Annotated in this window: 11 protein-coding genes; 4 read left to right on the forward strand and 7 right to left on the reverse strand. The window is 51.6% G+C overall.

Going from position 1 to position 12,648, the window contains the following annotated elements:
- Positions 1–80: 80 nt before the first annotated feature.
- The 7 genes from K6V98_RS08380 to rpe all read right to left on the reverse strand — a co-directional run bounded on the left by K6V98_RS08380 (position 81) and on the right by rpe (position 7,379).
- Positions 81–566 (reverse strand): hypothetical protein, encoded by a 486-nt coding sequence (locus K6V98_RS08380; RefSeq protein ID WP_222200084.1) that lies wholly within the window; start codon positions 564–566, stop codon positions 81–83.
- Between the two features lie 20 nt (positions 567–586).
- Positions 587–2,521, reverse strand: coding sequence for an SNF2-related protein (locus K6V98_RS08385; RefSeq protein ID WP_222200085.1), 1,935 nt, complete (start codon positions 2,519–2,521; stop codon positions 587–589).
- 69 nt (positions 2,522–2,590) lie between these two features.
- Positions 2,591–2,917, reverse strand: a complete 327-nt coding sequence (locus tag K6V98_RS08390) for a phospholipase D-like domain-containing protein (protein ID WP_222200086.1) — start codon at positions 2,915–2,917, stop codon at positions 2,591–2,593.
- 63 nt (positions 2,918–2,980) lie between these two features.
- Entirely contained in the window at positions 2,981–5,185 is a 2,205-nt protein-coding gene (locus tag K6V98_RS08395) for a KUP/HAK/KT family potassium transporter (protein ID WP_222200087.1), read from the reverse strand.
- 125 nt (positions 5,186–5,310) lie between these two features.
- The gene (locus tag K6V98_RS08400) at positions 5,311–6,162 is read right to left on the reverse strand and encodes an HAD family hydrolase (RefSeq protein WP_222200088.1); all 852 of its coding nucleotides are present in this window, start codon (positions 6,160–6,162) and stop codon (positions 5,311–5,313) included.
- 43 nt (positions 6,163–6,205) lie between these two features.
- Positions 6,206–6,667: a ribose 5-phosphate isomerase B gene (gene rpiB / locus K6V98_RS08405; protein ID WP_222200089.1), complete on the reverse strand. Its 462-nt coding sequence runs from the start codon at positions 6,665–6,667 to the stop codon at positions 6,206–6,208.
- 70 nt (positions 6,668–6,737) lie between these two features.
- The gene (gene rpe / locus K6V98_RS08410; protein WP_222200090.1) at positions 6,738–7,379 is read right to left on the reverse strand and encodes a ribulose-phosphate 3-epimerase; all 642 of its coding nucleotides are present in this window, start codon (positions 7,377–7,379) and stop codon (positions 6,738–6,740) included.
- A gap of 194 nt (positions 7,380–7,573) precedes the next feature.
- On the opposite strand from rpe, the gene K6V98_RS08415 reads away from it, so the two are divergent.
- The 4 genes from K6V98_RS08415 to K6V98_RS08430 all read left to right on the forward strand — a co-directional run bounded on the left by K6V98_RS08415 (position 7,574) and on the right by K6V98_RS08430 (position 12,630).
- Complete coding sequence (locus K6V98_RS08415; protein WP_222200091.1) at positions 7,574–8,521, forward strand: sugar phosphate isomerase/epimerase family protein; 948 nt, start codon at positions 7,574–7,576, stop codon at positions 8,519–8,521.
- Positions 8,518–9,891: a PTS transporter subunit EIIC gene (locus K6V98_RS08420; protein WP_222200092.1), complete on the forward strand. Its 1,374-nt coding sequence runs from the start codon at positions 8,518–8,520 to the stop codon at positions 9,889–9,891. The genes K6V98_RS08415 and K6V98_RS08420 overlap by 4 nt, the downstream gene beginning before the upstream one ends.
- A 106-nt stretch (positions 9,892–9,997) precedes the next feature.
- A complete protein-coding gene (locus tag K6V98_RS08425; protein ID WP_222200093.1) occupies positions 9,998–10,747 on the forward strand; it encodes a DeoR/GlpR family DNA-binding transcription regulator in 750 nt (249 codons plus the stop codon).
- Between the two features lie 542 nt (positions 10,748–11,289).
- Positions 11,290–12,630 carry an argininosuccinate synthase gene (locus tag K6V98_RS08430; RefSeq protein WP_222200094.1) on the forward strand — a complete coding sequence of 447 codons (1,341 nt, stop codon included), beginning with the start codon at positions 11,290–11,292 and terminating at the stop codon, positions 12,628–12,630.
- Positions 12,631–12,648 lie beyond the last annotated feature (18 nt).

The raw sequence follows: 12,648 nt of genomic DNA on the forward strand, positions 1-12,648 counted from the left end.
AATTTGTCCCTAGGTTGCGGAAAATGCGCCTTTTACTTTGTCTCAAAAATGAATATTGCCTGATAATCAAATTATATACTCTACCTGCTATTTATATTGTATATCACGTAGGTATATAAGCTCTTAGCTACAAAATTGGGTTTCCAGGCGTTCTGATCAAGGTAGGCCGTAAGGTCGCCTGGGTCAAGATCGCGCATGGTGTACCACTCGTCCTCGGGCAGGCGCACGTATGTAATGCCCTGGGCAATCAGGCTGTTCTTCACTCTGTTGATCTTCTCTCCCACTTGGGCAAGAAATGTTGCCGGGTCAACCTCGAACTCGTCCATGCGGGTGCAGCTTTCGAGTATTGCCGCGATAGTGCGCCTCGTGAGACCTACAGTATCCTGTAGTTCTGCTACCGGGTCGGGTAGGTCATAGGCAACTCGGCCTGCGGTGCCCACCACCGACATGCCAGTACCTTCGGCATCCACGCCGGCGTCGTTGACGGCAAGCGAAGCACGTTCGCTCGTCACCAGAGGCGGGCGAACGGGTAGCATGCCGTTGACGGCCTCGATGCATTGGCGCACAAGCTCATTAGAGTCAACGTTTACCTCAAAGCGTGTACGTTGACGGATGCGCTCCCACAGTTCCTGAAAAGCCGGGTCGAGTGTGACATCCTTCTGGAGCTCAACGGTGACCTCTTTGGCCTTGTCGCGTATCTGCACCGTCTGAGACTTGCGAATAAAATAATGATGTCGGCTACCTGTTCGGCGGCAGGTTCCAGTTCGGCGGGAAGCTCCACCTTGCCTTCCTGTGCGGAGGTCTTGAGTTCGGGTGTTACAGCACCCTTGATGTCAATCATGCCGGTTTCAGAGAGGTAATCAAAGATGTGTTTTGACTTTTCGTAGCCCAAGCGCTCTTCTATGCCTTCAGCATTCCTCTCAATATCGAAGTCAAGGTCTTGGCTCAATCGCAGCGCATCTACATCGTGTAGATCAACATCGATCTTGCCGCCTGCTACAAACTCCTCAGCATCATCTTCATCGTCAAACTCAAAGGAGCTATCGCACTTTTCGTACGCACGGTTCGTGTCTACATTATCTAGACGGTTTTTGAGTTCAATGCAAGCATTGAGAATTCGCTGTAGGGTAATTCGGAAGCTGTTAACACTTGATTCCATGCGCTTTAAAACATTTACCCTCATAAGATTTGCAACAGCCGTCGTACGGTTTACCTGACTCTCAAAGTTTTTGCCCCACGTGTCTCCGTAGCACGCTTCGTATTTTGATTGCTTGTCGTGTCTAACGTATGAGAGCACTTGGTATTGGGCGAAGGAGAGTTGAGCAATCATGTCATTTAACTCAGAGATTGCTGGAAGCTCACCTTTTGCGTCGATAGGGGTCTGAAACGACAGGGGAGGACGCCTGGTTGGGAATGTGCCTGATGCAGCGCCGTAGTATTTCGTTATGTGCTTCCGAGACCGTGCGATCGTGAGTACGTCGAGTAGCTTGAAGTAGTCTGCATGTACTGCATTTACAAAGCTCTCGGTTGTGCGCTGGGCATCGTCGAGCTTACTCCACTCGTTGAAACGAGCCTGAGCGACGCGGATTACTTGAGTGATAGATGGGATGCCATCTGTGCCAGCGAGGTATTCATCATCGCCTTCTGTGATGAGTTCAATTTGGTTACGCAAGTCGAGCAGTTTATTGTTAACCGGCGTAGCAGAGAGCATCAATACCTTGGTGCGCACATCAGTTTTGATTATATCCTCGATGAGACGGGTGTAGCGATCTTTCTTCTCTGCATCGGTACTCTTATTTCTGAAGTTGTGAGATTCATCGATGACGATAAGGTCATAGTTGTTCCAGCGTAGGTGTTCGAGGTCGATTTCTCCGCTCATTCCGTAGTAGCGACTGAGATCAGTGTGGTTCAGCACGTCGTAGGAGAAGCGATCCTCAGCGAGTGGCTTGCGGTCGTCGTTGCCGCGTGTCCATAAGGTCCAGTTATTGCGTAGACGCTTTGGACAGAGGACGAGCACGCGGCTATTCCGCTCTTGATAATACTTAATTCCTGCGAGTGCTTCATAGGTTTTACCAAGGCCAACGCTGTCGGCGATAATGCAGCCTTTGTACTTTTCCAGCTTACGGATTGCTCCCACAACCGCATCGCGCTGGAATTCGTAGAGTTTATTCCAGACTACTGACTCTTCGAATCGCAGACCCGGTCGTATAGGGTCTTCCTCGTCTTCAATGAACTTTCTGAACAGGTGATACAGCGTGAGGAAGTAGACAAGTTCAGGCGAGTTTTCCCTATAGAGCGTCTGGATTTGTTCGACTACCTCGTTTGTGACGTCTTCAACAAGTGCTGGATTTTCCCAAATTCCGTCAAACATAGCCTTGAGACCGGATGCCTCAATGCTCGTTTCAAAGTGACTTACTCCAGTTAGCACGCCTGGTTTGCGCTCGTAGCCGAGCCCTTCGAGCGAAAATGCATTGGACGTACTGCCCATAAATGCTTGGCTTTCGCTGTTGATATTCTCCACATGGTAGCTGCTAGTTGTCGCAATCATGCCACGCTGACGGGCGCTTTTAAAGGTTGCGTGCTGATGCACTCATTCGGCGCATTCACGAGCTAATGCGCGCTGGTTGATATTGTTGTGAAGCGTTAACTCCAGGCCGGTTCCACCGATGTCTTTTTCACGCGTCCTTCGGCTAACAACGAACTCATGTGGAACCTTGTCTGATTCCATGTGCTTTACAAACGTGGGTTCGTCGAAGATGAAACGCAGCTCATCAACTCGAGAGAACTCATCGCGGAGCTCACCATAGGCAAACACGGTGAAGTAGGATGCAATGATGGAAAGCTTTGCATCATTGTCGATAGCATTTCGCAATGCGTCGCCAAGTCGATGTTGTCCTGTGTTGTCTAAGTACTGCATCTAGTACTTTCACGAGATTCTGAATGCAATACAGAGGGATCGCTTCTACAAGCTTCTGTGCTCCTACTCCTCAGCCGTAGGGAGGCCTTCTGAGAAGAGGTCTTCGCTGTCTACATCGCTATCAGCATCCTCGATGGCTTCCTCATGTACGACATCTGCCGTATCTGGGCCATCTTGTGCATCTGTGCCGGGGGCTGCGGTGGCTCCTGCAGCGGGCAAAAGCTCGCGCTCGAGGTGTACGGTTGGGCGGCGCTTCACAAAGAGCGGCACATACTCAATAAAGGTTGAGGCGTTTTCAAGGCCAAACCACTGAGCGGGCGATCCGCAGAGGCGGCGAATTGCATACTTTGCTGTCATAACCATGTGATCAATCATGAGTAGGTCAGACTCGGGTGTGAGAGACTTGCGCAGCATGCAGAAGCGGAAATCGCCCACTGCGGAAGGCTCAGAATACACCGAGTACTCATGGCTTTGCGGTGGCAGCTCACCAGAGGCCATAAGGTCTCCCACGATCTGGCGAAGATAGGCATTCACCCGCTGATTTTCCTTGAATCCAAGCTTGATGGTGACATGGAAGATAAAGTCGGTACCAACAGAATCGACCCGATACAGGCGCGTATGAGGTTCATCGGTTACCAAAACGGTTACAAACCAATAGGCTCGTGCACGCTTGGGATACTTATCAAGTACTGAGTACAGCACGTCGCGGTCAATAGCGCCGTCTTGAGAGCGGTTCAGCAAAAAGACGAGGTTATCAGCCAAAAGGGGATACTCTTTGTCATTGCGCAGGCGTGCGAGTTGGTCCACATAATCCTTAATGGGCAACGTGACCGTCTGCGTGCGCTCAATTGCAGTACCGCGCCTCCATACAAGCATGACGGCGAGCAGCACAGCAGCCATGAGCAGGGTGATATAGCCACCGTGGCGGAATTTGGTGAGGCTTGAGAGGAAGAACATGGCCTCGATCATGCCAAAGAAAATCAAAAAGATCACAGCGCCAAAGCGGCGACCCATAAGGCGTGCAAGATAGACAAACAGCAAGATGCTGGTCATGAGCATGGTCAGGGTAATGGCCAAGCCGTAGGCGGCCTCCATATGAGAGGAGGTTTGGAACAAGAGCACCACGCCTACGCAGCCCACACCCATGATGAGATTCACGATGGGGATATAAAGCTGACCTTTGGTGTCGCTCGGATAATTGATCTTGAGGTGCGGCATGAGGTTTAAGCGCGTGGCCTCAGAAACAATGGTAAAGGACCCCGTAATGAGAGCCTGAGAGGCAATGATGGCGGCAACCGTAGAAAGAATAACGGCAAAGGGGCGCATGGCCTCGGGCAGCATCTCAAAGAAGGGGTTGAGGTCATTGATGGCGAGGAGCTCTTCTGAGCCAGAATTTGCCAGAAGCCATGAGCCTTGTCCGAGGTAATTGAGGATGAGGCAGGCTTTTACAAAAGGCCAGGAGGCAAAGATATTGGGCTTTCCAACATGTCCCATATCTGAATAGAGCGCTTCGGCTCCGGTTGTTGCCAGAAAGACGGAACCCAAGATCATGAGCCCGGCGTGATTGTGGGGAGAGACCAAAAACATAATGCCGTAGATTGGATTAAGAGCACGAAGGATGCCCGGATTCTCAACCAGGTGCATGATGCCGGCTGCACCCAAAAAGCCAAACCAAACGGTCATGACCGGTCCGAAGGCACGACCAATATTAGAGGTACCGGCGCGCTGTGCCATAAAGAGGGCAAAGATGATTGCAATGGTGATCATCACCACTTTGCCTTGGTCAGACCCAATGAGCTGCTGGCCGATCTCGATGGTGCGAAGACCTTCAATGGCGGTGGTAACCGTAACGGCAGGAGTCAAAATGCCATCGGCCAAAAGCGTGGCTCCACCAACCATGGCAGGCAAGATGAGCCACTTACTGCGTCTACGCACCAGGCTATATAGGGCAAAGATGCCACCTTCACCGCCGTTATCGGCGCGCATGGCAATGAGTACGTATTTTACGGTGGTAACCAAGGTGAGTGTCCAGATAACTAAGGACAAGGCACCTAAAACGAGCTCTTCTCCAACCGTTGCAAGGCCACCATTTCCACCCACAATGGCCTTCATAACGTACATGGGGCTGGTGCCAATATCTCCGTACACCACGCCGAGGGTGACGAGCACCATACCAAGGGAGAACGGGATCGCCCCGCTCGCACCCTTTGATGCCTCTCCCTTTGTGTGACGGTCGGGGGTCGGCTCAAGCGCCTGCTGGGCAAACATCGCGTTCCTCACTGTCTCGTTGAAATGTTCGCGCCCCTTCCGTCCACGGAGGGCGGTCGGAGCGCGACTGGATCATTCATTCTACTACGTACTGGAATTCTTTTGGCTGAGGGCTTTAAGCGGCGTCATGCAGGACGATAGGGCGCGCCAACTGCCTCAAGTACTGCGTCGATCACCTGTGCTACGCCGCCCTCATTATTGCTGGGCACAACATTGCTTGCATGCGTGTGCATGTGAGGCTCGGCATTTGCAACAACGCAGCCCATACCTGCTTCTCGAATCATTTGGATATCGTTATAGGTATCTCCAATGGCGCAGGCATGGCTAATATCGATGCCGAGGTGCTCGCACAGATGAAGTAAGCCAGAGCCCTTATCGACTCCGGGTTTCATGAAGTCAATCCAGTCTCTTCCGGCATTGGTCACGTTATAACGGCTTGACCATGCAGGTCCGTAGGTGTTGGCGTATGCCTCTTCGCTCGTAAAATCAGGGAAGTAGACCGTGTACTTATTCACGTCTGCTGTGACTTGGCTTAAGTCATCCACATACACGCGGTTGACGTAATAGTTGGCAAACTGATCGTCAAAGACCTGATCTTCACGCCGTAAATAGCAGCGCTCAACCCCGCAGACGCAGGGGCAACCGCGACCATCCTCCAAGGTGTACCGCAAGAGCTCTTGGTATTCTGAAACGTCAAACAAGGTGGTATGCAGGCGGCACGAACCCATAAAAACTGAGGCACCGTTATCAGCGATATAGCCTATATCGTCGGCTACCTCTTGAAACATATGGCGAAGCGTATAGCTAGCGCGCCCACTTGCCGGGCAAAATACAATGCCTGCATCTCGAAGTGCGCGAATACGATCATACATATGATCAGGCATGCGGCCATCATCTGCCAAAAGCGTCAGATCCATGTCTGAGGCAATGAGTTTAATAGAAGCGAGATTAGGGTTATCAAGAAGGCTCGGGAGCATCTGCCGTCCTTTCGTATACGGTCGTATGTCCAAATGAGCCATGCTACTTGCAAGCGACAAGCTCTTGCGTTTGGTCAATTTCGGCAATCATATCAATGCGGCCTTGGTGACGCCCGCCTTCAAACTCGGCATTCAGCCACTCGTCTACGATCATCTTTGCCAGCTCTGATCCGACAACGCGGGCACCAAAGGCAAGCACATTCGTATTATTGTGCTGGCGAGAAAGGCGTGCGGTATAGGGCTCAGAGCAAACCACCGCGCGAATGCCGTGAATCTTATTGGCAGCCAAGCTAATACCAACTCCGGTTCCACAGATGAGAATGCCTAAGTCTGCCGTGCCTGCAGCAACGGCCTTTCCTACCTCATAGCCTGCGATTGGATAGTCAAAGCGCTCAGTGCTATCAGGTCCCAGATTCAAAACCTCATGACCGAGTGAGCGCAGGTGCTCAGAGATGATGGTCTTCAGCTCTACCGCAGTATGATCATTTCCAATGGCAATTTTCATTCTTGAGCTCCTCTGCTCGATTGGACTCCTGCTGCATGATACCAGCTTGCACATATCAGATGGTCTCGCCTTACAGGGCGCGCAGTTTTGCGAGAGCTTCCGTATACGGGCCATGTCCAAAGAGCGCGCTCGTGCCGAGCACAAAGCCATCAGCTCCGAGCGCATGTAAGCGCTCTATTCGCTCAGGGCTGCAAGCCCCATCAATGGTGAGCACAAAGCCGTAGCGTTCTTTCAAGCTTGCGAGCGTCTTGATCTTCTCTGTTGTGAACTCAATGAACTGCTGGCCAGCAAAGCCAGGATTGACGGTCATAACCATGACGTAATCGGCAAAGTTCAGCATCTCTTGAATCGTGTGCACCGAGGTATCTGGATTGATAACCAATCCAGCCTTGAGCCCCTTATCGCGGATGGCAGCCAAGGTTTTTACCATATAGCGCTCAGATTCGGGATGGATATAGATAATGTCTGCGCCAGCATCTGCCACGAGGTCGATCTTTTGAGACGGGTTTTCTACCATGAGGTGGCAGTCAATTGGCTTGTTGGTTGCCGCTCGGATGGCGCGCACATCCATGAGCCCCATCGTTATATTGGGGACAAAGGTTCCATCCATAATGTCGCAATGAAAGATGTCTACCCCTGCAGCATCAAGTGCCTGGGTTTCCTCACGCAGGGCTCCGAAGTCTGCGCACATCATACTGGGACAAAGCAGCATATGCTCTCCTCACCTAAAAGCTCTGAACCAACAGAGGGTTCTTATGCCCGTTCATTCCTCTATCATCCTACCGCGAATCCTTGACATTTTTTGCGCCAACATAAAGCAATTTAAAATCTTCTAGAAAAAACTGAAAAAATATGATCTAATATGGAGCCAGTCCAGAACATCACTGACGTGAAAGGCGTGATGGAATGAAAGCTGCAGCAAGGATCAATTCGTATTTCCGTGAAGGTAAAAAAGACGTGGAGCGTGTGTTTACCCAGTTCGAAGAGGCAGGGCTCACCCATGTTGACCTGAACTACCCCGAGCATACATCCGGCATTGAGCCGGCGCGCATGAAGCAGATGCTTGAGGCGTCACACCTTGAGCTGAATGGCGTTGCGCTTCGTTTTCGATCAGATTTTATCAATGGTGAGTTGGGAAATGCCGATCCAGCAATTGCTCAGCATGCCTTAAAGCTTTGCCGTGAGGCGTGTGACTACTGCCGTGAGGCAGGGGGCAGCACGGTTACTGTCTGGCTTGGCTTTGATGGCTTTGACTACAGCTTCCAGATTGCCTACGACCGTGTGTTTAAGCAGCTGGTTCGCCAGTTCACCGCCATCTGTGACTATGCTCCAGATCTCAATATTTCCATTGAGTATAAGCCTTTTGAAGAGCGCTCCTATGCCTTCATCGATAGTATGGGCCTCGTTTCAATGATTCTGACAGCGGTGAATAAGCCAAATCTTGGGGTTACGCTCGATTATTGCCACATGCTCATGAAGCACGAAAACCCCGCCATGGCAGCCGATTTATTTGGTGCTGCCAAAAAACTCTATGGCATCCATCTAAACGACGGCTACGGCGTGATGGATGACGGCCTTATGATCGGCATGGCCACGCCGATCAAAACGCTTGAGCTGCTCTTTTATCTCAAGAAGCACGGCTATGACAAGGCCATTTACTTCGATACCTTCCCAATTATTGAGGGCGCAGTAGAGGAAAGCGAGCAAAACGTTCGCATGCTCGCCATGCTCTCTGCTGCGATTGATTGGGTTGGCTTGGACGAGATCCAAGCGGTCATTGATAAAAACGATGCAATTGCCGCTGCTGGTCTTGTTCGTAAGTTCTTCGGTGCAATGGAAGGTGATGCATCATGAAACGAGACTGGAAGAAGATGGCCGAGGAGATCCTTGCTGCAGCCGGCGGCAAGGAGAATCTCTCCGGCATGACACACTGCGCAACGCGTTTGCGGCTCAATGTAAAAGACGCAGCCTTGGTGGATGACGCGGCGGTAAAGGCAGTTGATGGTGTCATCAATACGGTGAGCAAGGCTGGCCAGTATCAGGTGCTCATAGGAACGGAAGTTCCAAAGCTCTATGAGGAGTTTGAGCTGGTCGCCGGCGTAGCTTCTGAAGAGGCTGCAGGCTCATCCGATAGCGGTGAGGGCGTGGTGAGCAAGATCTTTAGCGCCGTCTCCGGTATCTTTGCGCCACTATTGCCCGCCATGGCTGGCTCGGGAATCCTACGTGGCCTTTTGATCTTGGCGGTTCAGCTCGGAGTCGTAGCAGAAGGCTCGGGCACCTTTGTAATTTGGAATACGCTATCGATGAGCGTATTTTACTTCCTGCCTGTTCTGCTTGCCTTCTCTGCTGGTCGCCGCTTTGGTGCAAGCCCGTATCTCTCAGCGCTCATCGGTGCATGCTTGCTCTTCCCAGACTTTATGAAGCTTATGGGAGATGTTGGCAACGGAGCGATGACGGACTTCTTTGGTATCCCTGTGGTGCTCATGGGCTATAACTCAACCGTTGTCCCGGCTATTCTGGCGATTTGGGTCTATTCCTATCTCTATAAGTTCTTGGATGCCCGCATTCCTGAGACCTTAAAACTCGTAGTGCTGCCCGCGGTCTCACTCTTTGTTATGGTTCCGCTTACCATCATGGTCATCGGTCCTTTGGGAGTGTATGTTGGTGAGGGCATTGCCTTTGTTGTGAACTGGCTCATCAATAAGAGCGCAGTACTTGCCGGCGTTTTGGTAGGCGGCGGCTGGTCGGTTCTGGTCTCTATGGGCATTCACTGGGCAGTAAACCCGATTATGATCAACAATATTGCTCAGAACGGTTTTGACTATATCTGCCCCTTCACCTTTGCCTGCAACTTTGCCGTGATCGGCGTTGCTGCTGGTGTCTTTTTCAAGGTGAAGAGCAAGCGCTACAAGAGCTTTGCCATGAGTGGTGTGGTAACGATTGCTTTGTCTGCAATTATTGAGCCGACCCTTTTTGGCATGCTGGTAAACAATAAGAAGCTCTTTGCTGCCCAAATTATTGCTGGTGCTTGTGGTGGAGCCTTCTTAGGCCTAATGAAGGTCGTAGCGACTGCCTTTGTATTTGGCTCGGTAACCACCTTCCCTGCCTTTGTAAGCCAGGATGCTGCTAATTTCGGCTTTGCCATGGCTGGACTTGCTATTTCTACCGTGGTCGGAGCTGTACTGGGCTATCTCTTTACCAACGCTGAAGACAAGCTTGCCTAAACCGGCAGGCGTATGCGATCGCATTATGTTTGTGGCGGCTACCTTCTGTGGTGGCCGCCTTTGCTCTGTTAGGATGAAGTTCGAATAATCGTTTCTGGAGGTGCCGATGATTCCTTATGAGCGCCGCGAGCTGGTCATCGAGCAGCTCCATGAGGCTGATCTCTTACACCTAGATGACTTACAGGAGCTCTTACCTGATGTTTCTGTTTCTACGCTTCGCCGTGACCTCAAAGAACTCGAGCGTGAGGGGCGGGTAGAGATCCTTTCTGGTGGGGGAGTGAAGCTCAAGTTAAGAACGGTTTCTCATGAGCGGGGCATTCAGGTTGCAAGTGCTTTGCATGCAGCAGAAAAAGAGCAGATTGCCAAACGAGCTTCGGCTGAGATCTCTGATGGAGATACCGTCTATGTTGACTCAGGCTCGAGTGGCACGATGCTGCTTGCTCAGTTGCTTGATCGCGATGTCACCATTTATACGGGCAATGGATCGGCGTGCTGGGTAACGGGAGATATGCGTGCGCGAATCATTGTGATAGGCGGCAGCTTTAATCCTCATACCTCTTCGATGACCGGCCCGATTGCTGAGGCGATTTTGAGTGAGGTCTATTTTGATAAGGCCTTTTTGGGTGTAAATGCCGTGAGCGTAGAGCGCGGGGTCACCAATCCGAGCTATGACGAAGCGTCAAAGAAGCGGATCGTACGCAAGAACTCAAATGCGACCTATGTACTTTGCGATAGCAGTAAGTTTCATCAGGTATCAAATGTGAAAGTCTTTGATTTGGAAGGTCTGACGCTGATCTCGGACACCTTTGATGCTCGGTTGAGCAAGGCAGTACGGATTCTGACGCCAGAGAACTAGTACGCACGTTCTGCCCGTATGCAGCGGACGTGTGTCAGTACAGCCTACTTTGAGTGGGCGCGCATCAACCCCTCCTATATCCAGCGCGCGCGTATCAATTCCGTTTGCATGCAGGCGCTGAAACATGACGGCAACAATTTCAAATAAAACTTGGCTGTTTGCGGATGTTCCCGTACTATGACCGGAACGCGAGGTCTAAGAAGACTCGCAGATTTTCGGCGTTCGTCTGGTTTGGAGCAGTTTTGTTGCGCGCAGCTACAACATATGAGGTTTTGGCAGTTGCTACCACCTCTGCATGCGCAAACCCAGCTCCTGTGTATAACCGACGCCGCCGTATGATCCCTCGACGACGATAACGTCGCCCACGTCCGCGAAGGCAGATGCCTTCACTGGGTCCACGTTCGGTTCGTCGAGGTTTTCCCGACGAGCCGTTTTTTTTGTTGGGAACCTCTGATTTGAAACCATAGCGCGGCCGCAGAGCACAAGAGCTCTGTCGGCATCGTGGGCTCATCCGGTATTCCACAGTTGAGGAAGGACACCCCATGAGCAAGCAGCAATCCAAAGAAAAAGTTGTACTCGCCTATTCCGGAGGCCTTGATACGTCGGTTTGCGTGAAATGGCTCCAAGAAGAAAAGAACCTTGATGTCATTGCCGTGTTAGGAGATGTCGGACAAGAGCACGACGGCCTTGAGGCAATTAAGGAAAAGGCCTTTTCATTAGGGGTTATTGCATGCGAGGTGGTAGACATGCGCGATGAGTTTTGCGCGAACTACGTCGTGCCTGCCTTGGCTGCAAATGCCTTATATGAGAATAAATACCCGCTCGTTTCCGCACTGTCTCGCCCGCTCATCGCTCAGCATTTAGTGCACGCCGCTCATGTTCACGGTGCATCGTATGTTGCCCATGGCTGCACGGGTAAGGGCAACGACCAGGTGCGCTTTGAGCTTTCGATCATGACCCTCGATCCACACTTAAGCGTAATTGCCCCCGTTCGTGAGTGGGATTTAGGCATGAGGCCTGATGAGATTGCCTATGCCGTGGCTCATGGTGTGCCGGTCGAGGCCAGCATCGAAAAGCCGTATTCGATTGACGACAACCTGTGGGGACGCGCTATTGAGGCTGGTGCCCTTGAGGATCCCTGGGCTGCTCCGCCCTCAGACATTTGGACGATGACTACAGCAGCAGAAGATGCTCCCGATGCTGCAACTTCGGTTGTTATTGGCTTTGAGCACGGTGTGCCGGTGAGCTTGAATGGGCACGCAATGGAGCTTGCCGAGTTGATTGTGAACTTGAATACCCTTGCGGGCTCCAATGGATTTGGCCGGATTGACATGATTGAGAATCGCTGCGTTGGTCTGAAGTCGCGGGAGTGCTATGAGGCACCGGGCGCTTTGGCGCTCATTCAGGCGCATAAGGCTCTTGAAGATCTGTGCCTTGAGGCCTCAGTGTTGCATGCAAAGCTTGAGCTTGAGCAAACCTGGGCAGGGCTTGTGTATGCAGGTCAGTGGTTTAGCCCGCTTAAGCAGGCATTGGATGCGTTTATGCATGAGACGCAACAGCATGTGACCGGTGAGGTGCGCCTCAAGTTCTACAAGGGTTCTTGCACGGTTTCTGGACGCAGGAGCTCAAGCTCGCTGTATGACCAAAAGCTTGCAACCTACGACAACGACGAGGCCTTTGATCAGACTGACGCCATGGGCTTTATCAATATCAGCTCGCTTCCCTTAAAAACTTGGGCAGCAGCTCAGGGTAGTCAAGCGAATACACCGTCCCTTTCGGTGTCAAAAAAGCATGCATCAGGTTCTGGTGTGAACAGTGTCTGCGCCGTTGCTCCGGAGCTGGTAAGCGATGAGGAGCCCGCATTACTGAAGGCAGCTTGCTAGTTTGAGTTTTTGTATTTG

Source organism: Collinsella ureilytica (assembly GCF_019795105.1).
GTDB classification, from domain to species: Bacteria; Actinomycetota; Coriobacteriia; order Coriobacteriales; family Coriobacteriaceae; genus Collinsella; species Collinsella ureilytica.